This window comes from Ralstonia pickettii, assembly GCF_001699815.1.
GTDB classification, from domain to species: domain Bacteria; phylum Pseudomonadota; class Gammaproteobacteria; order Burkholderiales; family Burkholderiaceae; genus Ralstonia; species Ralstonia thomasii.
In genome coordinates this window covers 248,273-271,609 of the sequence record NZ_MCGB01000025.1, presented here as the reverse complement: position 1 = coordinate 271,609, position 23,337 = coordinate 248,273, and the positions used below count along the sequence as shown (strand labels likewise).

The following is a 23,337-nucleotide window of genomic DNA, read 5'->3' as shown; positions in this document are numbered from 1 at the left end:
TAGCAAGCGCGCGCCGCGGCACGGCGCCACCGAAGCACGCGCCAAGGGCTCGCCTACAGGCCCACGCGAGCCGGATCACCCCGGCCTTGGCGCACAAGTTCGGGCTCGCCGCTCGTCAGGTCGATGACGGTGGTGGGTTCGGCCGGGGCCGGGCCGCCGTCGATGACGAGTTCAAGCTGCTTTTCAAGCCGATCCCGAATGGTCTCGGCCTCGTTGAGGGGTTCGTCATCGCCGGGCAGTTGCAGCGTGGCGGAGAGCAGCGGCTCACCCAGTTCCGCCATCAGCGCCAGGGGAATCGCGTGTTCCGGTACGCGCAGGCCGATCGTCTTGCGCGACGGGTGCGAAAGCCGGCGCGGCACCTCCTTGGTCGCCTCCAGCAGGAAGACGAACGGCCCCGGTGTGGCCGCCTTCAGCACGCGATATTGCTTGTTGTCGACACGCGCGAACGTGGCCAGCTCGGAAAGGTCCCGGCACATCAATGTCAGGTGGTGCTTTTCGTCGATGCCGCGCACGCGGCGCAGGCGCTCGACGGCCGATTTGTCGTCCAGATGGCAGGCGAGCGCGTAGCAGGAATCGGTGGGCAGCGCGACCAGGCCGCCGGCGCGGATGATCTCCGCCGCCTGGCGAATCAGGCGCCCTTGCGGCGTGGTCGGGTGGATCTGGAAGAACTGGGACATGGCAGCCGCGCGCTCAGGACATCCACCGGCTCCACACCGGCGTCAGGTTGTCGGGCAGCGGCGGCAGTGTGCCGAGTTCGACGCGGCCCTCGCCGGGGCCATGAAAGTCTGAACCGCGCGATGCCAGCAGGCCGTAACGGCGGGCTACGTCGGCGTACAGCGCGTACTGGTCGGGGGTATGGCTGCCGGTGACGACTTCGACCCCCTCGCCGCCCAGCGCCTTGAATTCATCAAACAGCGCACCGTGCTCGACCAGCGACAACGTGTAGCGCCCCGGATGCGCCATCACTGCGACGCCGCCCGCGCCCTTGATCCAGTTGATCGCATCGGCCAGGCGCGCCCAGCGATGCGGCACGTAGCCCGGCTTGCCGTCGCCCAGATAGCGGTCGAACACCTCGTGGATGTCCCGGCAGTGACCGTGCTCGACGAGGAAGCGTGCGAAATGGGTGCGCGAGACCATGTCCGGGTTGCCGGCGTAGCGCAAAGCACCTTCGTAGGCGCCTTCGATGCCGAGCTTGGCAAGCGCGGCGCTGATGTCTTCAGCGCGCGCGCAGCGGCCGGAGCGCGTGCGTTCCAGGCCCTGCGCCAGATCGGCGTTATCCGGATCGATGCCCAGGCCGACGATGTGCAGCGTGCGCCCCGCCCACGTCACGGAAATCTCCACACCCGAGAGGTAATCCATGCCCAGGGCCGTTGCGGCTTCGCGCGCGGCGGCCTGTCCACCCACTTCGTCGTGGTCAGTCAACGCCCAGAGCGTCACACCGTGGGCGGCAGCGCGCGCGGCAACTTCGTGCGGCGCGAGCATGCCGTCCGACACCGTGGAGTGGCAGTGCAGATCGGCATTTCGGGCGGAGGCGGCGGAGAGATTTGGCATTTCGCCATTTTACTGCTGCGGCGCGCAACCGGGGGCCCTGCCCCCCCACGGATCGGCATCCGGAAGACCCGACTGCCCGTGGCGGTGTTCGCGGCGGGCCGCTTGCTGCAGGCTATAGTGGCCGCATTGTTTCGTTTTCTTCGCTTTGTCATGACTTCCGCCGCCACTCTCAACGCCGATTCCCCCCAGCCCGTGGAGCAACGCACCGACGTGCTTGTCGTGGGCGCTGGGCCGGTAGGCCTGTTCGCGGCGTTCCAGGCGGGCGTGCTTGGCATGTCGTGTGTGCTGGTGGATGCATTGGACCGCCCGGGTGGTCAATGCACAGAGCTGTACCCGGAAAAACCCATCTACGACATCCCGGCGCTGGTGTCGTGCACCGCACAGGAACTCGTCGATCGGCTGATGGCCCAGTGCGCGCCGTTCAACTACCCCATCCTGTGTGGTCGCCGGGCCGAAACCGTGGAAACGCTGGAAAACGAGCACGGCCGGCGCTTTCGGGTCACCACCAGCGCCGGCGACGTGTTCGACTGCGCCGCCGTACTCATCACGGCAGGCAACGGCGCGTTCACCCCACAACGTGTGGCTTTGCCTGAAGCGGCCGCACTGGAAGGCCGCCATCTGCACTATGCCGTGCGCGACACCGCGCGCTTTACGGGCAAGCGCGTCGTCATTGCCGGCGGCGGGGATTCCGCGCTCGACTGGGCGCTCGCGCTGCGCAAAGTCGCCGCACGCGTGACACTGGTCCATCGGCGAGAGGGCTTCCGCGCAGCCGATGCCAGCGTTGCTGAAATGCGCGCCGCCGTCGTCGCCGGCGAAATGGATTTCGTGCTCGGCATGCTTTCGCGCCTGGACAGCACGCCCGACGGCACGCTCATCGGCGCAGCCATCCGCGGGCGCGACGGCGAAACCGTTCTGCCCTGCGATGAACTGATCGCCCTGTATGGTCTGGTTTCCGAGCCAGGCCCGATTGTCAACTGGGGCGTGGAGATGCGCGCCGGCCGCATCACGGTGGAAACAACGGCGTACGAGACCTCGCGCCCGGGCGTGTTCGCGGCGGGCGATATCGCGCTGTATCCGAACAAGCAGAAGCTGATTCTGTCGGGCTTCCATGAAGTGGCGATGGCGCTGCGGCGCGCCTACCGGTATGCGAATCCGGACAAGACGCTGGTGCATACGCATTCGAGCAACGACGCCGGGCTGCAGACGAAACTGCATGTAACGGCGGAATAAGTCTCGCATGCGCGCACCGTCGCTCTACGAAACCGTGCTTGGTGCGAGATATGCGGAACTGGCGCCGGCCGTGCAAACCTTCCACCGCCTGACCGGCGCGGTGACGCTGCACGGCGAAGTCGAAACGGAACCGCCAGCCTCGCACCTCGCACGCATGCTTGCATGGTGCATTCGCACGCCGCGGACACCGACGCGTGGCCCGCTCCGAATCACGCTCAACACCGCCGGCACAGAAGAAATCTGGACGCGCCAGTTTCCCCGCCACACGATGCGCTCGACCTTGTCGCTGCACCGGGGGTACCTCACAGAGCGGCTCGGCGCGGTGCGCCTGTTCTTTTCGCTGGAGGCGAATCACGCCGTATTGCGCATGCGTCTGGAAGGCTTGCGCTTCCTCGGCATCCCTTGCCCTGCCTGGCTGCGGCCCGCCGTGTTGGCCGAGGAATCCGGTGACGGTGACCGCTTCCGGTTCAACGTGCGTGCCAGTGTGCCGTTGCTCGGCGTGGTAGCGGCGTATCGAGGTTATCTCGACCTGTCGACGATGGAGCGCGAATGATCGTCGTCTACGATGCGCACTGCCTGCTGTGCAGCGGCTCCATCCAGTTTCTGCTGCGGCATGACCGGCAAGGGTTGCTGCGCTTCGCGTCCATGCAGGGTCAAACTGGGCGGCAGCTGCTCGCGCAGGCCGGCGTGAATCCGGATGACGTGGATACCGTGCTCTTCGTGCGAGACGGCCGTGCGTGGCGTGAAAGCGCGGCCGTCCTGCGCATCCTGCATGCGCTTGGCTGGCCGTGGCGCTTGGCCTGGATCGGCTGGTTGATCCCCGCAACGCTGCGCGACGCGTTGTATCGCCGCGTTGCACGCAATCGCTATCGATGGTTTGGGCGGTCAGACACCTGCATTCTGCCGCCGCCCGGCGCGGCGCAGCGGTTTCTTGATTGACCTGCCGCTTAGCGCTGCAAACAGAACTCTTCGATCAGCGCGGCCACCTGTTCAGGCTGATCGTGATGCAGCATGTGCCCTGCATCCGCAATCAGCACCTCACGGAAATCAGGAAACGCCGTAAAGCGCGTCTTGAACTCGGCCAGCGGCACGTCGCCAGCAATGGCTTTTAGTGTGGGCGAATCGACTGCCTCGACGTGCAGCACGGGGGCGGTAACACGGCGCCAGATTTCCATCACCTCATCCAGCCGATAAAGCTGCGGATTGATGATCTTGTGCGCGGGGTCGCCGAGGATCTCCCAGCGGCCGTCAGCATTCTGGCTCGACCAGTGTTGCGCCAGGAATGCGGCCTTGTCGGCCGGCAGGCGTGGGTTGGTCTTCTGCAGGCGCGCGGCGACGTCCTCGACGGTCGCGTAGGTGTTCAGGCGCGGCTTGTCCTTCAGCTCGTCGAGCCATCGCGCATAGCGGCGCGGCGCCTGCGATGCCTTCGACGCCGACATGCCGAAGCCTTCCAGATCCACCACGCGCCGCACGCGCTCGGGCCGGATACCCGCGTACAGGCAAACCACGTTGGCGCCCAGGCTGTGCCCGACCAGCGTCACCTGCCCTTCCGGCTGGTAGTGGTCGATGATGGCTTCGAGGTCGGCCACGTAATCGGCAAACCAGTAGCTCTCGACGCCGGGGGCGTCCGTGGGCCGGGCGGTCTGGCCGTAGCCGCGCCAATCCGGCGCCACGATATGCCAGCGCTGGCGCAGCGCGTCGACCAGAAACTGGAACGATGCCGACACATCCATCCACCCGTGAAACAGGAAGAGGATTGGCGCACCCGGCTCGCCCCATTCGCGGATGTGGTAGCGCAGGCCGCGCACGGGCAGGTACGTCGAGCGGGATGCCAGGCGCACGGCAGGCTGTGTGGTGGAGTTCATGGTTTCCGTCACCGAATATAAATCGAACGATCGTTCTTTTTCTCGGGATTATAGCGGCGGATGAGCTGCGCCGTGGCGCTTAGAACGAGGCTTCCAGCGCGGCGATTTCGTCGTCGTCGAAACCAGCTTGGCGGCGCGCCTCGAGATTGAATGGCCCGCGCAAACGCGGCGCACCGTATTGCTCGGCCAGCTTGCGATACGTCGGCACGGGATCGAGCCCCGCGCGCTCGCACAGCCAGCGGTACCAGCGGTTGCCGACCGCCACGTGGCCAATCTCGTCGCGCAGGATGATGTCGAGGATGCCCGCGGCGGCCATGTCGCCCGCCTGCGCCAACTTGGCGCGGATTGGCGGAGAGGCATCGAGCCCGCGCGCCTCCAGCGTGCGCGGCACCAGCGCCATGCGCGCGAGCGGATCGGCGGCGGTTTTCTCCGTCATCTGCCAAAGGCCGTCATGGGCCGGGTGATCGCCGTAGCGGCAATCGAGCGTGGCCAGATGGGCAGAAAGCAGCGAAAAGTGCGTCGCTTCTTCCGCCGCCACGCGCGTCCAGTCCTGGTAGAACGCCGTGGGCATCCCGGCAAAACGCCACACCGCGTCGAGTGCAAGATTGATGGCATTGAATTCGATGTGCGCGAGCGCGTGCAGCAGCGCGCCGCGACCGCGTGGCGTATCGATCGCACGACGGCGCGGAACCTCGGACGGCGGCACGAGCACCGGTACGGCGGGGCGGCCGGGGACACCGTTTGCTGGTGCCGCAATGGCCTCGTCAATGCCCCAGCTCGCGTCGTCGGCGTTCTTGGCGCGCTCGCCCAGACGCAGCGTGGCGTCCACCTTGCTGGCCGGATCGGTGAGACACAGCGCGGCCAGGGCAGCATGGCGCAGTGTGTCAGCGGGCGTTTGGTGGCGAGGTTGCGAAGCGGTCATCAGCGTACAATTTGGACTTTCCGCCATTTTAATTCGACGCATCGGCCTGCCTTGCCCGGCAAGCTTGAAGACGCGCTCTTTTCCCCCACCTAAGCAGACTCTGGAGACCGATCGCATGGCCCTCTACCAACTCGGCGATGTTGCACCGACCATTGACGCCAACGCCTATGTGGCCCCGGAAGCGACCGTCATCGGCTGCGTGGAGCTGAAGGCTCGCGCGAGCGTGTGGCCCGGTGCCGTCATCCGCGGCGACAACGAGCCGATTACCGTGGGCGAGGCCAGCAACGTGCAGGAAGGCTCGGTGCTGCACACCGACCCGGGTTGCCCGCTGAACATCGGCGACCGCGTAACGATCGGCCACCAGGCCATGCTCCATGGCTGCACGATCGGCGAAGGCTCTCTGATCGGCATCCAGGCGGTGGTGCTCAATCGCGCGGTGATCGGCAAGAACTGCCTGGTGGGCGCGGGTGCGATCGTCACCGAAGGCAAGGTCTTCGAAGACGGCACGCTCATTCTGGGCGCGCCTGCGAAGGCCGTGCGCAAACTGACGGAAGACGACATTGCCAAGATGCACCTGAACACCGAAACGTATGCAGTGCGTCAGGCGATGTACAAGCAGCAACTGAAACGGATTGATGGATGACTGACGAGCTGAAGAAATTTGTATTTGACGCTGCGCCCGTGCGCGGTGAACTGGTGCGCCTGGAAGGCACGTGGCAAGAAGTGCTGAACCGCCGCCGCTACCCCGCCCCGGTCAGCACGCTGCTGGGCGAGATGATGGCCGCTGCTGCGCTGCTGTCGGCCAACCTCAAGTTCAACGGCGCACTGGTGATGCAACTGCACGGCGACGGCCCGGTGCGCATGCTGGTCGTGGAGTGCAACTCCGACCTGTCGATGCGGGCCACGGCCAAGATTGCCGAAGGTGCCGAGATTGCCGACGACGCCACGCTGGCCACCATGGTCAACGTGCACGGCAACGGGCGCTTCGCCATCACGCTCGATCCGCAAGACAAGCTGCCCGGCCAGCAGCCATATCAGGGCATCGTGCCGCTGTCGGACGAGAACGGGCCGCTCGCCAGCATCACCGAAGTGCTTGAGCACTACATGCAAAGCTCCGAGCAGCTCGACACGCGTCTATGGCTGGCTGCCGACGGCAAGGTCGCGTCGGGCATGCTGCTGCAACGCTTGCCTTCGTATGGCGGTGCGATGGAAGGCCGCACGGGCCATGTGTTCGCACAGGTGGGCGAGACCGGCCAGCCTCTGCACAAGGACGTGCAGGAGCAAGACCTCGACACGTGGGAACGCGTTTGCCAGCTCGGCAAGACGCTGCGCCGCGACGAACTGCTCGGGCAGCCCATCGACACGCTCATCAAGCGCCTGTACTGGGAAGAAATGGAAGCCGCCGGCATCCGCATGTTCGAGCCGCAGAGCCCGCGTTTCCGCTGCTCGTGCTCGCGTCTGCGCGTGGGATCCATGCTGCGTTCGCTCGGCCAACCCGAGGTCGACAGCATTCTGGAAGAACGCGGCAAGGTGGAAATCGACTGCGAATTCTGCGGCCAGCACTACAGCTTCGACGCCGTGGATTGTGCACAGCTCTTCGCACAAGACACTGTCGCGCAGGGTATTCAGGGCGCATCCGACCAGCGCCACTGAACACGGCGACATAGTATGAAGTGCGCGTAGCGCGCGGCACTTATCAGTGCCGCCCACGCTCTAAATCGCCAGCCCCCTCATCTGCCGCTTGCTGCGGAGCGCACCATGTCCAAGCTCACTTCTTCGTCCTTGCGATCGTTGAATTTCTCTCGTGCTGGCGCGCTGGCGTTGCCGATCGGGGCCGCGCTGCTGGCGTCAGCCTGTGTTGCCGTGCCGCGTGGACCGGGAGGCACGCCCTACACCGCCCGGCTACCGGACAATACGCAGGCTGCGGCACCGGCGCCGTTGTCGGCGGAAGACCGCAAAAAGCTGGATGCGCTGAATGCCAAGGCACTGCGCGAATCGGATCAAGCCATCAGACGCGATGCCGAGGCGCGTGCCTATGCTGCGGCGCCGTATTACGCACCGTACCCGTACTACGGAGGCTATTCGGTGTATTACGGCAGCGGATGGCGCCACCGGGGCGGCTGGGGCGTCAGCTACGGTGCACCCGTGTGGGGCTATCCGTACTACTGGTAAAACCCGGAAATTGTCGTCAAGGCGAGCGCGTCTGTTGGACGCGTTCGCATGGCGGGCTCAGTGATGCGCCTGCTGACCCGCCGGAGGGGGCGGCGGTAGCGGAGTCTCGCTGGTTTTCGGGGCCGGGGCGACAAATTGCACGAAGCCTTCGTCGTCCTTCACCATCCCGAGCTCATAGCGCGCGCGCTCTTCAATGGCGCCCGTGCCTTCCTTCAGATCCTTCACTTCACCTTCGAGCTTGGTGTTGCGCTGCTTCAGTTCAGCGTTGCGCTGATTCTGTGCCGTCACCTGCTTTTGCATGTCCCACACGCGCAACCAACCACCCTTGCCCAGCCAGAGTGGGTACTGGATGGCAAGCAGTAACAGCAGCAGGAACAGCGTAATCAGGCGCATAGAGACAAGCGTTGGCAGGACTCGGGCCCCAAATGCCATGCGACCGCCAGAGCGGCGGTCGCACAGTCATGCAGGGCAAAACTGCGAGGAATTATCGCAGGTTATAGAACGCCGACTTGCCCGGGTAGCTGGCGATATCACCGAGGTCTTCTTCGATGCGCAGCAGTTGGTTGTACTTGGCCATGCGGTCCGAGCGCGACAGCGAGCCGGTCTTGATCTGGCCAGCGTTCGTGCCAACGGCGATGTCGGCGATCGTGCTGTCTTCGGTTTCGCCCGAACGGTGCGAGATGACGGCGGTGTAGCCAGCGCGCTTGGCCATCTCGATGGCCGCGAACGTCTCGGTCAGCGTACCGATCTGATTGATCTTGATGAGGATCGAGTTGGCGATGCCCTTCTCGATGCCTTCCTTCAGGATCTTCGTGTTGGTGACGAACAAGTCGTCGCCCACCAGTTGCACCTTCTTGCCGAGCTTATCGGTCAGTGCCTTCCAGCCCGCCCAGTCGCTCTCGTGCATGCCGTCTTCAATCGACACGATGGGGAACTTGTCAGCCAGGTTCGCCAGGTAGTTGGCAAAGTCTTCCGACGACAGTTGGAGGCCTTCGCCTTCGAGGTGGTACTTGCCGTCCTTGTAGAACTCGGAAGCTGCGCAGTCGAGCGCCAGCAGCACGTCTTCGCCGGCCTTGTAGCCAGCCTGCTCGATGGCCGACAGGATGGTGTTCAGGCATTCTTCGTTGCTGGCGAAGTTCGGTGCGAAGCCACCTTCATCGCCTACGGCCGTGCTCATACCCTTGTCAGCCAGGATCTTCTTCAGCGCGTGAAAGATCTCTGCACCGCAGCGCAGGGCTTCACGGAAGCTCGACTGGCCAACCGGCATCACCATGAATTCCTGGATGTCCAGGCTGTTGTTGGCGTGTGCACCGCCGTTGACGATGTTCATCATCGGCACCGGCATCTGCATCGCGCCCGAACCGCCGAAGTAGCGGTACAGCGGCAGGCCGGCTTCTTCAGCGGCAGCCTTGGCAACCGCCATCGACACCGCCAGCATGGCGTTCGCGCCCAGGCGGCTCTTGTTCTCGGTACCGTCCAGATCGATCAGGGTACGGTCCAGGAAAGCCTGTTCCGACGCGTCCAGGCCCATGATGGCCTCGGAGATTTCGGTGTTGATGTGCTCGACGGCCTTGAGCACGCCCTTGCCCAGGTAGCGCGACTTGTCGCCGTCACGCAGTTCGATGGCTTCGCGCGAGCCGGTGGATGCGCCCGACGGCACCGCGGCACGGCCCATCACGCCCGATTCCAACAGCACGTCGCATTCGACGGTGGGGTTGCCGCGCGAGTCCAGCACTTCGCGACCGATGATATCTACGATGGCACTCATGAAAATCCCTCTTGGTGTCTTAAAGCAGGTAACGCTACGAGATCGACAGGCAGGTTAAATGCCTTCGACCACGATCATGTTCATGTTGGCAGCGTTGGCGCGCGCATTGCGCGCAGCGCGATATTCCTCGCTGTTGTAGAACGTCTTGGCGGCATCGTAGCTCGGGAACTTGAGCACAACGATGCGGGTAGGGTTCCACTCGCCTTCCAGTGGCTCGGTCTTGCCGCCGCGCACCAGCGGCTCGGCGCCGTGCGCTTGCATGGCCTTGGTCGACAGCGTCTTGTATTGCTCGTACTGCACGGGGTCTGTCACGTCCACGTACGCGAGGATGTAGCCAGCGGCCATGTGTCTCTCTCCGGATGCCGAAACGAAAACTGAACTGGGCTGAACCGAAAACGACAGCGGCGGCTGGTAGAGCCGCCGGTCATCGGGGGAAATCAGTCGAACTGATTTTCCAGGAAACCGCTGCGCTTGGTGAGCGCATCCAGTTCTTTCAGTACTGACAGCAAGTCTTTCATGCGCCGCAGCGGCACAGCATTCGGGCCATCTGATTTTGCGCATGCGGGATCGGGGTGCGTTTCCATGAAGACACCTGCAACCCCCACAGCGATCGCGGCACGAGCCAGCACCGGCACGAACTCCCGCTGGCCGCCCGAACTGGTGCCCTGGCCGCCCGGCAATTGCACCGAATGCGTGGCGTCGAACACCACCGGCGCCCCCGTCTCGCGCATGATCGCCAGCGAGCGCATGTCCGACACCAGGTTGTTGTAACCGAACGAGGCGCCGCGCTCGCAGGCCATGAAGTTGTCTTCCGGCAGACCGGCATCGCGGGCAGCGTGACGCGCCTTGTCGATGACATTCTTCATGTCGTGCGGTGCGAGGAACTGGCCCTTCTTGATGTTGACGGGCTTGCCGCTCTGCGCGCAGGCGCGGATGAAATCGGTCTGGCGGCACAGGAACGCCGGCGTCTGGAGCACGTCCACGACTTCGGCCACCGGCTTGATCTCGTCGATCTCGTGGATGTCGGTCAGCACCGGCACGCCCACCTGGCGACGGACCTCCGACAGAATGCGCAGCCCCTCTTCCATGCCCAGACCGCGGAACGAAGCGTCCGACGAGCGGTTCGCCTTGTCGAACGACGACTTGTAGATGAACGGAATGCCCAACGCACCCGTGATCTCCTTGAGCGTACCGGCGGTGTCGATCGCCATCTGCTCGGATTCGATCACGCAGGTGCCGGCAATCAGGAAGAACGGTTTGTCGAGGCCGACTTCGAAATCGCAGAGTTTCATGATGTTCCCGTGTGCCGGCGCTCAGGCGGCAGCGCGTTGCGTGTTCTGCTGATGTGCCAGCGCGGCTTCCACGTAGGCTTTGAACAGCGGGTGGCCGTCACGCGGCGTCGAGGTGAATTCCGGGTGGAACTGCACGCCGACGAACCACGGGTGCATCGACGCCGGCAGTTCCATCATTTCCGGCAGGTTTTCCGACGGCGTACGCGCGGAGATGATCATCCCGGCCTTTTCAAGCTGCGGCACGTAGTGGTTGTTCACCTCGTAGCGGTGACGATGGCGTTCGTTGACTTCCGCGCCGTAGATCGCCGCTGCCTTGGTACCCGATTGCACCGGCACGCGCTGCGAGCCCAGGCGCATGGTGCCGCCCAGGTCGGAGTCGGCCGAGCGCTTTTCGACGCGGCCATCGCGATCCAGCCATTCGGTGATGAGCGCGACCACCGGATGCTCGGTCTCGTCGTTGAATTCCGTGCTGTTGGCGTCCTTCATGCCGGCCAGATGGCGTGCAAACTCGATCACGGCCAACTGCATCCCCAGGCAGATGCCCAGGTACGGCACACCCTTTTCACGAGCGTATTGGATTGCGCGAATCTTGCCTTCCGTACCACGCTTGCCAAAGCCGCCCGGCACCAGAATCGCATCCAGCGTATCCAGCACCTGCGTATGGCCCGATTCCAGTTCTTCGGAATCGATGTACTCGATATTGACGCGCGTCGAAGTGTGCAGGCCGGCGTGGCGCAGCGCTTCGATCAGCGACTTGTACGACTCGGTCAGGTCAACGTACTTGCCGACCATGCCGATGGTGATCTCGTGCTGCGGGTTTTCCAGCGTGTGCACCATATGCGCCCACACCGACAGGTCCGCCGGCGGAGCTTCGATGCGCAGCTCTTCGCAAATGATGCGATCCAGCCCCTGCTCGTTGAGCATCTGCGGGATCTTGTAAATGGTGTCGACATCCCACACCGAGATCACCGCGTCCTGCGGCATGTTGGCGAAGAGCGAAATCTTCGCACGCTCATCGTCGGGAATCGGGCGGTCAGCGCGGCACAGCAGCGCGGTCGGCTGGACACCGATTTCGCGCAGCTTCTGCACCGAATGCTGGGTCGGCTTGGTCTTCAGTTCGCCGGCGCTGGCGATGAACGGCACCAGCGTCAGATGCGCGAACGCCACCTGGTTGCGACCCAGGCGCAGGCTCATCTGGCGTGCGGCCTCGAGGAACGGCAGCGATTCGATATCGCCCACCGTACCGCCGATTTCCACGATTGCCACATCGGCCTTACCGTCGTGCGATGCCGCAGCACCGCGCTCGATGAACGCCTGGATTTCGTTGGTGATATGGGGAATGACTTGCACCGTCTTGCCGAGATACTCGCCGCGACGCTCCTTGCGGATCACGGATTCGTAGATCTGGCCGGTGGTGAAGTTGTTCGCCTTGCGCATCTTGGCCGAGACGAAACGCTCGTAGTGGCCAAGATCGAGGTCGGTTTCTGCGCCGTCCTCGGTCACAAACACTTCGCCGTGCTGGAACGGGCTCATGGTGCCCGGGTCGACGTTGATGTAGGGATCGAGTTTGAGGAGGGTGACTTTGAGACCGCGCGACTCAAGAATGGCCGCGAGCGAGGCGGCGGCGATGCCCTTGCCGAGTGAGGACACTACGCCACCGGTAACGAATACGAACTTGGTCATGACCTAGCTTGCCGGGGAAAGCCGGATTATAGCAAAGGTCCCCTCTCCGATCCGTGACAGAACGGTGGAATTTGCCCCAGCGCGGTCTTGCCTATGCGGCGTGCGGCATGGAGCCTGCGTTGGCGCGCATTTCGTGGATCAACTCGCGGATCAACCCGGCCGTTTCCAGCGGCTTTTCCATCGGATAGAGGTGGCTGCCCTCGATCCAGCGCAGCCTGCTGCCGACGATGCGCCGGGTGGCGCCCAGTCCGACCTGCCGAATCTCGCGCGAGCGGGTGCCTGCCACGAAACTGACCGGAAACGCCGTGCCGCCCGCAACCTTTCGCCCCATGTTGGTCGGCAAGGTCCGGTAGATCTGGTATTCGATTTCGCGAGAGAAACGCAGTGTGCGCTCATGGTCACGGCCGGTGGGCTCTGTACCATGCTCGACATAGTCGCGCAGCACGTCTTCGTCCCAACGGTCGAACTTGCGCTTGGCCTTGAAGTGGCTCCAGACGGAGTCGAGATCAGGCCACAGGTGGCGCCGGTTCTTCGTTGCTGCGGCAGGTGATTGGCTCTCATCAATGTCCAGCCACTGCGCAACGCGCAGCAGCTTGGCGCGCCACCCCGCAATGATCGGTGAATCAAGCATCACGACGCCGCGCACGCGCTCGGGCCGACGAAGTGCCGCCATCAAGCTCAAAAAACCGCCCAGCGAGTGCCCTACCAGCCAGACCGGCTCGGGCTGCGCGTCGATTTCCGCAAGCAGCTCTTTCACCAGGCCAGGCCACGAACGTGTGACGGGGAAACGTGGATCGTGCCCAAAGCGCTCCACCGCGCGGATGTCGAATTCGTCACCCAGCACGCCCAGCATCTTGCGATACGTCCCGACGGGAAAGCCGTTGGCATGCGAAAAGAGCATCACATCGCGCATCGCAGATCCTGTGCCGTTCAGTGCGACTTCTGCGATCCGCCAGCCACGCGCTGGATGGTCGAAACCTGTTCCAACGCGGGGCCGGGCGCACGGTCCGGCGCCGCTGGCGCGTCGGCGGCAGGCGGCGCAATGCGTACGGGCTCAACCTCTGCGGAGGGATGTCCCTCGCGGCGCAGCGGATACGACGGCGAAGTGCCGGTTTCCCAATCCGGATCGTCGATTTCGGCAAACACCTGGCGCAGCCGCTTACCCCATGTGCCGCGAATCATCGTGAAATATGGGTTCTCTTCATCAATGGCGACAAAGCGCGTCACATGCAGCGAGTCGGCCTCGTAGACCAGCAGATCCAGCGGCAAGCCCACCGAAATATTGGACTTCAGCGTCGAATCCATCGAGATGAGCGCGCATTTTGCGGCTTCATCCAGCGGCAGCCCGGGGCTGACCACGCGATCGATGATCGGCTTGCCGTACTTGGCTTCGCCAATCTGGAAATAGCAGTTCTCGGGCGTCGCTTCAATGAAGTTTCCCGCCGCGTAGACGTTGAACAGGCGCGGCCGCTCTGCGCCGATCTGCCCGCCAAAGATGATGCTGACATTGAAGTCGATCTTGGCCTTGGCCAATGCCGCGGCGTCGCGGTCGTAGACGTCTCGTACGGCCTCGCCCACGATCGTGGCCGCCTCGAACATGTCACGCGCCGTCCACAGCGAGCGCGGCTTGCCGCGCGCTTCGGTCAGCACCTGGCGCACCGCCTGGCTGATGGCGAGATTGCCGGCCGTCAGCAGCACCATGACGCGATCGCCTTCGCGCTCGAAGACGGTCATCTTGCGGAACGTGGAAATAGCATCCACGCCCGCGTTGGTACGGGAGTCAGACAGGAACACAAGGCCTGCGTCCAGGCGCATGGCGACGCAATAAGTCATGGGCGAAACAACAAACGGAAACGGTGGTTGAGGGCATTCTAGCGCGGCGATCAGAACCCATCCGCGCGCTTGGAAGAGATGCTCAATTCACTTGCGCAGCCTCGGCGGGCAGCGGCTCGATGGAGATGCTGACATCCAGCGTCTCAGCACCCCCGCCCTGCCGCACGCCGCGAACCGGCGCAGCCGACTGGTAATCACGCCCGACCGCCAACCGGATATGGCGCGCATCGGTAAAGCATTGGTGGGTGACGTCGATGCTGCACCACGTGTGGGATTCGGCATCGAGGCAGACGTCGGCCCAGGCATGACTGGCAAGGTCTTCCTCGCCCACGGCTTGGAAATAGCCGCTGACATAGCGCGCCGGCACGCCCAGTGCCCGGCAGCACGCGACCATCACCTGCGCCTGGTCCTGGCATACGCCCGTGCCCAGGCCAAACGCCTCCGCAGCGGCCGTGCCGACGTGAGTGGTGTTCGGCTTGTAGCGCACACGCGTGGCAATGGCTTGCGCCAGGCGCACGGCAGATTCTGCGTCGCCGTGCACCAGTGCATGCTCGCGCGCAAAGTCGATCATCTCGGCGGGCGCGGAAGTCAGCGGCGTGGCGCTCAGAAAATACAGCGGCGAAACGCGATAGCGCCCCTGCTCGCGTGCTTCGACAAACCGTTGGCTGCCAGGCGAGCCCGCAGGAAACGCTTCGACAATGCCGCGCGCGTCGATGATGACGTCTTCCGTACGGTTGCCGAGAGTGAAGTGGTGGACGATGTTGCCGAAACCGTCGGTGGCGCGCGTGAGGTTGCCAGGCGCGTGGATCTGCCAGCTCTCCACCTGCTGCAGCTCGCCGCTGCGAGGCGTCAGCCGCAGCTCATGCACGCTGTGGCGCAGCGGCTCGGCATAACGGTAGACCGTCGTATGTCGAATTTGGTATTTCACGATGACACGGGCGCCGCCCGAAAGCGGCGCCCCGATGTATGCACAATGCCCTGCAGGGTCATGCGACCTCGAGCGGCACCAGGAAATCCTGGCTGATGCCGTTGCCCAGGTCGCCGATCCGCTCCAGGAAGTTGGTCAGCCAGGCATGCAGGCCGACCGAAAAGATATCTTCGATGCGGGCGTACCGCAGGTCGGCGTGCAGTTTACCAGCGCGACGCTCCGTCTCCGCCGATTGACTGTTGCGCACGGTCGAAAGAATCGCAACCACCTCGTCCATGCTGGCCAGCAGCGAACGCGGCATGTCGCTGCGCAGGATCAGCAGTTCCGCCACGCGCGTCGGCGTGATGACGTTGCGATAGATCTTGCGATAAACCTCGAAACCCGACACGGAGCGCAGCGTGGCGGCCCAGTGGTAGAAGTCGCCCTGCTCTGCGGCGGCTTCATCGCGTGTGGGCGTGGACTGGAACTTCACGTCCAGCAGCCGCGCAGTGTTGTCGGCGCGTTCCAGAAACGTGCCCAGCCGCATGAAGTGGAACGCGTCGTCCGTCAGCATGGTGCCGACCTGCACGCCGCGCGACAGATGCGAGCGGAACTTCACCCACTCAAAGAACTGCGACGGATCCTCGCGCAGCATGCCTTCGGCAATCAGGCGCTGCACGTCGAGCCACGTGGTGTTGATGGTTTCCCACACTTCCGTTGTGAGGGAGCCGCGCACGGCGCGGGCGTTCTCACGCGCGCCGCGCAGGCAGCTCATGATCGACGACGGGTTGGTCATGTCGCGCACCATGAAGTCAATCACGTCGTCGCGCGAAAGCAAGCCATAGCGGTCGGCAAAAACCTGCGTGAGTTCGGATATATCGAGCATCGCCCACCAGCCCTGCTCCGCCACTTCCGCCGATTGCGGCATCAGCGAGGTCTGGTAGTTCACGTCGAGCATGCGGGCGGTGTTCTCGGCGCGTTCGGTGTAGCGCGCCATCCAGAAAAGGTGGTCTGCGGTGCGGCTGAGCATGGCGTTCCCTTCTACGTATCCGATATGCGGTGGATCGATCAATCGATTGCCAGGTTGCGTCGCTGCGCGTGCGTTCAGCGCTCCAGCACCCACGTGTCCTTCGTTCCCCCGCCCTGAGACGAGTTGACCACCAGCGAGCCCGCTCGCAACGCCACGCGCGTGAGGCCGCCCGGCACCATGCGCACGTCCTTGCCGGACAGCACAAAAGGCCGCAGATCGATGTGGCGCGGTGCAATACCAGCCTCCACATAGGTTGGGCAAGTCGACAGCGCCAAGGTGGGCTGGGCGATGTATTGATCAGGGCGCGCCTTCACCACCTCACGGAAAGCGGCAATCTCTTCCTGCGTGGCAGCCGGACCGACCAGCATGCCGTAGCCGCCTGCCCCGTGCGTCTCCTTGACCACCAGTTCGCCCATGTGGTCCAGGACGTATTGCAGGTCATCTGGACGGCGGCACATGTATGTCGGCACGTTATTCAGAATCGGCTCCTCGCCCAGGTAGAAACGGATCATGTCCGGCACATACGGATAGATCGACTTGTCGTCTGCCACGCCGGTGCCGATGGCATTACAGATCGTCACGTTGCCCGCGCGATAGACCGACAGCAGCCCCGCTGCGCCGAGCGAAGAATCCGGGCGGAACACCAGCGGGTCGAGGAAGTCGTCGTCCACACGGCGGTAGATGACATCGATGCGCTGCGGACCCTGCGTCGTGCGCATGTAGAGGTGGTCGTCCTGCACGAACAGATCGTGGCCCTCCACCAGCTCGACGCCCATTTGCTGTGCCAGGAACGCGTGCTCGAAATATGCCGAGTTGTACATGCCCGGCGTGAGCACCACCACGGTGGGGTCCGCAATGTTCTGCGGCGACACGCTGCGCAGCATGTCGAGCAGCATGTCGGGGTAATGCGCAACCGGCGCCACACGATTGCGTGCGAACAACTCCGGAAACAGCCGCATCATCATCTTGCGGTTTTCCAGCATATACGACACACCCGAGGGCACGCGCAGGTTGTCTTCCAGCACGTAGAACTCGCCCTCGCCGGCCCGCACGATATCGATGCCAGCCACGTGCGCGTAGATGTCGCGCGGCACGTTGACGCCCAGCATGTCCGGGCGGTATTGGGCGTTGTTGTAGATCTGATCGGGCGGTATGACGCCCGCGCGCAGGATGTTCTGCTCGTGGTAGATGTCGTGCAGGAAGCGGTTCAGCGCATCAACGCGCTGCCGCAGGCCGCGCTCGAGCGTGGCCCATTCGCTTGCGGGGAAGATGCGCGGAATGATGTCGAACGGGATGGTGCGTTCAGTGCCGCTGTTCGAATCGTCCTTGTCGCCGTACACAGCAAAGGTGATACCGACCCGGCGGAAGATCAGGTCTGCCTCGGCGCGCTTGTTCTGCAGCGTCGAGGCGGATTGCGCGCCCAGCCATTCGGCGAAACGTCCGTAGTGGCCGCGAACCTCGCCCTGCTGGACGAGCGCTGCCGGGGCCGGTTCGGCGGCATGGGGGTTGCGGTCCCCGTCATGCCAGCTGAGCATTTCATCGTAGAACCGGACTGCCATGCTTTCCTCCCCTGACGGCGCCGCGCGATGTACGCGGCACGCGGTTTTTATAGCACAGCGGTTTTGACCGCCACAATGGGGCCAACCCGTTGTGCCACCAAGTTTTCACGGCTGGGCGTCGAAGGCGCCGGTGGCCGTTGCCAGGGGTTCCACTTCCTGTGCGGAAGACCAGTACCGCGGCCGCATTTTGCGCGCGGTCTGGATGTCCAGCACATCGCCGTCGGTCTGAATGACGACGGCACCGGTCTTGTCCGTGCGCAACCCGTCGATGTCGCGCGCTACGTAGCGCTGCCAAATCTGCGGATGCGGATGTCCGTACCGATTGCGGTAGCCGACCTGGAAAACCGCCACTTGCGGAGAAACCGCGTTCAGGAACGCGCCGCTGGAGCTTGTCTTGCTGCCGTGATGAGGCACAAGCAAGATGTCTGCCATCAGTCGCTCAGGCGTTTCTGCGTCGATCAGCGCGCTTTCCTGGGCGGCTTCGATATCGCCGGTCAGCAAGGCGGCGTGGCGGCCATTGGCGATACGCAGCACACAACTGCGGGCGTTGCTGGACACGCGCTCGCTTTCAGCCGGCAAACGCCGCGGGTGCAGCACCTCAAAGACAACGCCGTCCCACGTCCATGCTTGCCCAGCCAAACAATCGGCAAAACCGATGTTGTTGGCATCGGCCGTGCCGCGCAGGGCGTGCCCCGGAGGCAAAGACGCCAACATGGTGCGCACCGGCACCGCGCCGATCACCGTTTCGGTGCCACCGGCGTGGTCGTTGTCTTCGTGGCTGACGGCAAGCGTGTCGAGCGCTTCCACGCCATGTGCTCGCAGATAGGGAGCGATGACGCGGGCGGCGGCATCGGCATGGTCGCCGTAGCGCGGGCCGGTGTCGAACAGCAGGCGATGGTTGGCCGTTTCAACCAAGGCCGCAGCGCCCTGGCCGATGTCGAACGCGACGAGCCGGAATTCGCCAGGCGATGGCAATGGCTCGCGCGCCAGTACCAACGGCAAGAGGAGCAAGGCACCCTGAGCGCGCCACACCCATGCGCGCAAGCCACCCGGCACCAGCAATAGCGCCACCGCAACCATCGACAGCAACACTGCCCACATGGGTCCAACCGGCGCAACCCACACAGACCAGCGCGGCTTCGCCAGCCATTCAAGCCATACGACCAGCCACCGGAAGCTCGCTTCGGCCAACATCAGCACTGGCTGCGCTAGCGGGTCCGGGAGAGCCGCGCCGATCAGCGCCAGCGGTGTCGTCATGAAACTCACCGCGGGAATCGCCAGCCCATTCGCCGCAGCAGAGACGACCGACGTCTGCTGGAACAGCAGCAAAGTCAAAGGCAATAGCCCGAATGTGACCGCGAACTGAATCCGCGTACCGCCAGCGAGCGCACGGCGCGTGCGTTCGACCCAGCCATCTGGGTTGTCACTGCGATGGCCATCGAGCGCCATCTGCGCGGCGATGAAGATGATCGCCACCGCGCCGAACGACAGCCAGAACCCCGCCGACATGACGGCCCACGGGTCCACCACCGCCACCACGGCCGCCGCCCAGCACAGCGACAGGCTGGCGGGCACATTCCGATCGGTCAGCCGGGCGATGGCTACGGTGGAGAGCATCAGCAGCGTGCGCTGCGCCGGCACGCCCATCCCGACGAGCAGGCAGTAGGCGAACGCAGCCAGCATGGCCGCGATGGCGCCTGCGCGCGGGGCCGGCATGCGCAGCGGCAACGGCGTACGCAGCCAGCGCGCCAGCCAGAACGAGCGACGCCACAGCGCCATCCACAACGCTGCAAACAGCCCGGCGATCATCGTGATGTGCAGCCCCGAAATGCTGACGAGGTGGCTGATGCCGGTGCGGCGGAACAGGTCCCAGTCGTCGGGAGCGATGCCGCTCTGGTCGCCCACCACCAGGGCGACAATGACAGCCGCGTAGCGCCCATCGGGCAGGGCATCGAGGATGTGGCGCCGCACGCTGGCACGCCAGCGCTCCACGCCAATTCCGAAACCGGCGCTCGCCTCGCCAAGCGCGATGTTCTGCGCGCGCTTGCCTGTACGCACATAGCCGACGGCCCGGATGTTGTCGGCCAGCATCGCGTATTCGCCATCGAAGCCGCCGGGGTTGGTCAGGCTGTGCGGGCGCTTTAGGCGCAGCGTCAGTTGCCAGCGTTGGCCGGGCTGCAGATCGGGGATGCCAGCGCGTCGGTCCGGCTTCGCATCTTCCTCGCCCACGTTGCCCCACGTGCGTGGGCCATACCAGGACAGGCGCACGCGGGGCGGCACGGTATCACCCGCATTGCTGGATTCGATGTGAAAGAGAAAGCGCGTGGCGTCATCACCGGTCTGCGGCAACTCAGCCACCACGCCGGTCGCTATGATGTCCTTGCCTTCGCACGCGGGGCTGAGTGCCACCGCCATGCGCTGCTGCGCACGCCAATCGCTCCAGCCAAAGCCCGCCGCGATGGTGCTGGCGACGAGCAACACAGGAAACAGCATCAGCCGACGCCGCGTGGCACCGGCCAGCGACAGACAGAGCACCAGCACGCCAAGCGGCAGCCACACCGGCAGCAGCGTCGCCTGCATCTGCAATGCCACGCAGCCGGCAACAAAGCCGATCAACCCGAGACGCATGTGCGGGCGTCAGGCTTGCAGGAGCGCTTCCAGGCGGGGAATGGCGTCGATGCTGTTGCGGCGCGCCTGGTAGGCCAGCGCCTCAATGGAGATGCCGCGCAGTTGCGCCATCGCATCGGCAATGCGCGCGACTTCCGTGGGTACATTGCGCACACCGCCCTGCTCCCCGAATTGATCATCGGCCAGCCAGGCTGGCGCGAGGTCAGGCGCGTCGGTTTCCAGCACGATCGACTCGATCGGCAATTCCTGCGCCAGCCGACGCACGCGATTGGCGCGCGAAAAGGTAAAGACGCCGCCAAACCCCAGCTTGAAACCGGAATCGACAAAGCGATGCGCCTGTTCCGGGCTGCCGTTGAACGCATGCGCAATGCCGCGTACACCCGCCTTGGCCGCGGCGCTCTGTACCTGATCTTGCGACTTGCGCACGTGCATCAGCACAGGCAGGTCGAATTCGCGAGCGATGCGCAGTTGCGCACGGAACACGGCGTTCTGCCGTTCAATGTCGTAGTTGGGAATGAAGAAATCGAGGCCGATCTCGCCGACCGCCACAAAGCGCGGGTCGTCCATTGACGCGGCGACTTGGCGGCGCAGCTCGAGGAGGTCCTCTTCACTGGCCTGCGCGGCGTAGATCGGATGGATGCCCAGCGCATAACTGCAACCGGCATGCCGATGTGCCAGCGCCCGCACCGCGTCGAAATTCCAGCGTGCCACCGCCGGCACGACGATGTGGTTGACACCCGCTGCATGCGCCTGCGCGACGACCGCATCACGGTCGGCATCAAAGTCGCTGGCATCGAGGTGGCAATGGGTATCGATCCACATGGTCGGTTCAGCATTGGGGAAAGCGGCAACCTACCGGAAAGCGCGGTCTTGTGGAATCCGCCTTTTCCGATCATGCCGGCCGGCTTAGCGCTCCTGGTGCAGATGGCCGTCCCGCAGGCGGAAGATGCGGTCGCAGCGGCCGGCCAGTTCGATATCGTGCGTGACGATGACAAAGCTCGTGCCCAGCGTGCGCGTGAGTTCCAGCATCAGGTCAAACACTTCACCAGCGGTGTGATCGTCAAGGTTGCCGGTAGGCTCGTCAGCCAGCACGCAAGCCGGAGACCCGACCAGCGCGCGCGCAATCGCCACGCGCTGACGCTCGCCGCCGGACAGCTCACCCGGACGGTGTGCCGTGCGCGGGCCCAGACCCACGCGTTCGAGCATCGCCTGTGCGGTGTGGCGCGCTTGCGCTTCTTCCACGCCCCGGATACGCAGTGGCATCGCGACGTTGTCCAGCGCGGTGAATTCGGGCAGCAGATGGTGGAACTGATAGACAAAGCCCAGCGCCTGGTTGCGCAACGTGTTGCGCTCGCGCTCTTTCATGGCGGTGAAGGGCTTGCCGAGCAGAGAGACGCGGCCCGACGTCGGCTCATCCAGCCCGCCCAGCACATGCAGCAGCGTGCTCTTGCCCGAACCGGAGGCGCCGACGATGGCGACCTTCTCGCCCACGCCGATGCGGATATCCACGCCCTTGAGCACGTCGACGTTCAACCCGCCCTGGCGGAACGACTTGGACAGCCCTTCGGCTTGCACCACCCCACCCTGCGGCGCCGCGGCAGGCGCTTCCATCGAAGTCATGACGGCCTCACTCATAGCGCAGTGCCTCCGCCGGATTCACGCGCGAAGCGTGCCAGCTTGGATACAGCGTCGCCACCGACGCGAGGATGAAGGAAATGACGCCAATGGTTGCAATGTCGTTCACGCGGGGGTCCGAGGGCAGTTCGCTGATGAAATAGATGTCACGCGGCAGGAATTGCACGTGGAAAAGACGCTCGATGAAAGGGACGATCACGTCGATGTTGTAAGCGATGAGCGTGCCGAAGCCGACCCCCAGCAATGTGCCGATGAACCCGATCGCAACGCCCTGCACGATGAAGATCTTCATGATCGACGCGGGTTGTGCGCCCATGGTGCGCAGGATGGCGATGTCGGCCTGCTTGTCCGTCACCGTCATCACCAGCGTTGACACCAGGTTGAACGCGGCCACGGCGATGATCAGCGTGAGGATGATGAACATCATCTTCTTCTCGGTCTTCACGGCGGCAAACCAGTTGCGGTTCTGGCGCGACCAGTCGCGGATGTACAGCTCGCCGGACAACGTGCGCGACAGCGCTTCGGCCACCTGCGGGGCGCGGTCCATGTCGACCAGCTTCAGACGCACGCCGGTCGGGCCATCGAGGCGGAACAGTCGTTCGGCGTCTTCCATGTTGACGAGTGCGAGGGAGCTGTCGAACTCGTAGTGGCCCGACTCGAAGATGCCCGTCACCGTGAACTGCTTCAGGCGCGGCAACACGCCCGCCGGCGTGATGGTGCCCTGCGGCGCCACCAGCGTGACCTTGTCTCCCTGATGCACGCCCAGGCCGTTGGCCAGCTGGCTGCCCAGGGCGATGCCGAATTCGCCGGGTTTCAGATCGTCGATCGAGCCCGATTTGAAATCCTTGGCAATGTCCGACACCTTCGGCTCGTCCGCCGGCGACACGCCGCGCAGCAGCACGCCGCGCACCGCCTCGTCGCGCGTGATCATGGCCTGTGCGCCCACGTAGGGCGCCGCGCCGATGACTTCCTTGTTCTGCATCGCCTCATTGGCGGTACGCTGCCAGTCCGGCAGGCTGTTCGGCGCCATCACTTCGATATGCGCCAGCACCGACAGCATGCGGTCTCGCACTTCCTTCTGGAAGCCGTTCATGACCGAAAGCACGATGATCAGCGCCGCCACCCCCAGCGCAATGCCGAGCATGGAGATGAGCGAAATGAAAGAGATGAAGCTATTGCGGCTGGCGCGCTTGCTTGCGCGCGTATACCGCCAGCCGATCTGCCATTCGTATGGAAGTTTCAAAGGGGGTTCCCCGTGGGTG

Annotated in this window: 24 protein-coding genes; 6 read left to right on the top strand and 18 right to left on the bottom strand. The window is 64.3% G+C overall.

All coding sequences use genetic code 11. The features are described 5' to 3' along the window. Positions 1-53: 53 nt before the first annotated feature. Complete coding sequence (locus BEK68_RS04415; protein ID WP_004626152.1) at positions 54-677, bottom strand: L-threonylcarbamoyladenylate synthase; 624 nt, start codon at positions 675-677, stop codon at positions 54-56. Positions 678-690: 13 nt separating this feature from the next. Then, positions 691-1,551 carry a 3',5'-nucleoside bisphosphate phosphatase gene (locus BEK68_RS04410; protein WP_012435269.1) on the bottom strand — a complete coding sequence of 287 codons (861 nt, stop codon included), beginning with the start codon at positions 1,549-1,551 and terminating at the stop codon, positions 691-693. 150 nt (positions 1,552-1,701) lie between these two features. Here BEK68_RS04410 and BEK68_RS04405 point away from each other — a divergent pair, with 150 nt between their 5' ends. From BEK68_RS04405 to BEK68_RS04395, 3 genes are read left to right on the top strand one after another with little or no spacing between them, the layout of a single operon-like run. Next, positions 1,702-2,781, top strand: a complete 1,080-nt coding sequence (locus tag BEK68_RS04405) for an NAD(P)/FAD-dependent oxidoreductase (protein ID WP_012435268.1) — start codon at positions 1,702-1,704, stop codon at positions 2,779-2,781. Between the two features lie 7 nt (positions 2,782-2,788). After that, positions 2,789-3,334 (top strand): DUF4166 domain-containing protein, encoded by a 546-nt coding sequence (locus tag BEK68_RS04400; protein ID WP_012435267.1) that lies wholly within the window; start codon positions 2,789-2,791, stop codon positions 3,332-3,334. Then, a complete protein-coding gene (locus BEK68_RS04395) occupies positions 3,331-3,720 on the top strand; it encodes a thiol-disulfide oxidoreductase DCC family protein (RefSeq protein ID WP_012435266.1) in 390 nt (129 codons plus the stop codon). Before BEK68_RS04400 ends, BEK68_RS04395 begins: the two co-directional genes overlap by 4 nt. Before the next feature lie 8 nt (positions 3,721-3,728). On the opposite strand, the gene BEK68_RS04390 is transcribed toward BEK68_RS04395, so the two are convergent. Together BEK68_RS04390 and BEK68_RS04385 are read right to left on the bottom strand one after the other, a co-directional pair. Next, positions 3,729-4,646: an alpha/beta fold hydrolase gene (locus BEK68_RS04390; protein WP_012435265.1), complete on the bottom strand. Its 918-nt coding sequence runs from the start codon at positions 4,644-4,646 to the stop codon at positions 3,729-3,731. Between the two features lie 79 nt (positions 4,647-4,725). Then, positions 4,726-5,595, bottom strand: a complete 870-nt coding sequence (locus BEK68_RS04385; protein WP_027693038.1) for a ferritin-like domain-containing protein — start codon at positions 5,593-5,595, stop codon at positions 4,726-4,728. A gap of 88 nt (positions 5,596-5,683) precedes the next feature. On the opposite strand from BEK68_RS04385, the gene BEK68_RS04380 reads away from it, so the two are divergent. From BEK68_RS04380 to BEK68_RS04370, 3 genes are all read left to right on the top strand, one after another. Then, positions 5,684-6,211, top strand: a complete 528-nt coding sequence (locus BEK68_RS04380) for a gamma carbonic anhydrase family protein (protein ID WP_012435263.1) — start codon at positions 5,684-5,686, stop codon at positions 6,209-6,211. Next, positions 6,208-7,221 carry an Hsp33 family molecular chaperone HslO gene (locus BEK68_RS04375; RefSeq protein WP_012435262.1) on the top strand — a complete coding sequence of 338 codons (1,014 nt, stop codon included), beginning with the start codon at positions 6,208-6,210 and terminating at the stop codon, positions 7,219-7,221. Before BEK68_RS04380 ends, BEK68_RS04375 begins: the two co-directional genes overlap by 4 nt. 105 nt (positions 7,222-7,326) lie before the next feature. After that, positions 7,327-7,740, top strand: a complete 414-nt coding sequence (locus tag BEK68_RS04370) for a hypothetical protein (protein WP_012435261.1) — start codon at positions 7,327-7,329, stop codon at positions 7,738-7,740. Between the two features lie 57 nt (positions 7,741-7,797). Here BEK68_RS04370 and ftsB read toward each other — a convergent pair whose 3' ends face one another. From ftsB to BEK68_RS04300, 14 genes are all read right to left on the bottom strand, one after another. Beyond that, complete coding sequence (gene ftsB / locus BEK68_RS04365; protein WP_012435260.1) at positions 7,798-8,133, bottom strand: cell division protein FtsB; 336 nt, start codon at positions 8,131-8,133, stop codon at positions 7,798-7,800. A gap of 91 nt (positions 8,134-8,224) precedes the next feature. Then, complete coding sequence (gene eno, locus BEK68_RS04360; protein ID WP_004626133.1) at positions 8,225-9,508, bottom strand: phosphopyruvate hydratase; 1,284 nt, start codon at positions 9,506-9,508, stop codon at positions 8,225-8,227. Positions 9,509-9,562: 54 nt separating this feature from the next. Further along, positions 9,563-9,853: a DUF1330 domain-containing protein gene (locus BEK68_RS04355; protein ID WP_004626130.1), complete on the bottom strand. Its 291-nt coding sequence runs from the start codon at positions 9,851-9,853 to the stop codon at positions 9,563-9,565. A gap of 92 nt (positions 9,854-9,945) precedes the next feature. Next, positions 9,946-10,800: a 3-deoxy-8-phosphooctulonate synthase gene (gene kdsA, locus BEK68_RS04350; protein WP_004626127.1), complete on the bottom strand. Its 855-nt coding sequence runs from the start codon at positions 10,798-10,800 to the stop codon at positions 9,946-9,948. A 21-nt stretch (positions 10,801-10,821) separates the two neighbouring features. Continuing rightward, on the bottom strand, positions 10,822-12,483 hold the full coding sequence (locus BEK68_RS04345) for a CTP synthase (protein WP_012435259.1): 1,662 nt from the start codon (positions 12,481-12,483) through the stop codon (positions 10,822-10,824). Between the two features lie 91 nt (positions 12,484-12,574). Continuing rightward, complete coding sequence (locus BEK68_RS04340; RefSeq protein WP_012435258.1) at positions 12,575-13,396, bottom strand: alpha/beta fold hydrolase; 822 nt, start codon at positions 13,394-13,396, stop codon at positions 12,575-12,577. A gap of 17 nt (positions 13,397-13,413) precedes the next feature. Beyond that, positions 13,414-14,316, bottom strand: coding sequence for a hypothetical protein (locus BEK68_RS04335; protein WP_012435257.1), 903 nt, complete (start codon positions 14,314-14,316; stop codon positions 13,414-13,416). Positions 14,317-14,398: 82 nt separating this feature from the next. Next, positions 14,399-15,244, bottom strand: coding sequence for a transglutaminase family protein (locus tag BEK68_RS04330; protein WP_004626120.1), 846 nt, complete (start codon positions 15,242-15,244; stop codon positions 14,399-14,401). Positions 15,245-15,302: 58 nt separating this feature from the next. Further along, positions 15,303-16,253, bottom strand: a complete 951-nt coding sequence (locus BEK68_RS04325; RefSeq protein WP_004626118.1) for an alpha-E domain-containing protein — start codon at positions 16,251-16,253, stop codon at positions 15,303-15,305. 74 nt (positions 16,254-16,327) lie between these two features. Beyond that, complete coding sequence (locus tag BEK68_RS04320; protein ID WP_012435256.1) at positions 16,328-17,812, bottom strand: circularly permuted type 2 ATP-grasp protein; 1,485 nt, start codon at positions 17,810-17,812, stop codon at positions 16,328-16,330. Between the two features lie 105 nt (positions 17,813-17,917). Then, the gene (locus tag BEK68_RS04315; protein ID WP_012435255.1) at positions 17,918-20,440 is read right to left on the bottom strand and encodes a DNA internalization-related competence protein ComEC/Rec2; all 2,523 of its coding nucleotides are present in this window, start codon (positions 20,438-20,440) and stop codon (positions 17,918-17,920) included. A gap of 9 nt (positions 20,441-20,449) precedes the next feature. Further along, positions 20,450-21,262: a TatD family hydrolase gene (locus BEK68_RS04310; RefSeq protein ID WP_012435254.1), complete on the bottom strand. Its 813-nt coding sequence runs from the start codon at positions 21,260-21,262 to the stop codon at positions 20,450-20,452. An 84-nt stretch (positions 21,263-21,346) separates the two neighbouring features. Further along, entirely contained in the window at positions 21,347-22,075 is a 729-nt protein-coding gene (gene lolD / locus BEK68_RS04305; RefSeq protein ID WP_004626109.1) for a lipoprotein-releasing ABC transporter ATP-binding protein LolD, read from the bottom strand. Then, a complete protein-coding gene (locus BEK68_RS04300; protein ID WP_012435253.1) occupies positions 22,068-23,318 on the bottom strand; it encodes a lipoprotein-releasing ABC transporter permease subunit in 1,251 nt (416 codons plus the stop codon). Before BEK68_RS04300 ends, lolD begins: the two co-directional genes overlap by 8 nt. Positions 23,319-23,337: the final 19 nt, after the last annotated feature.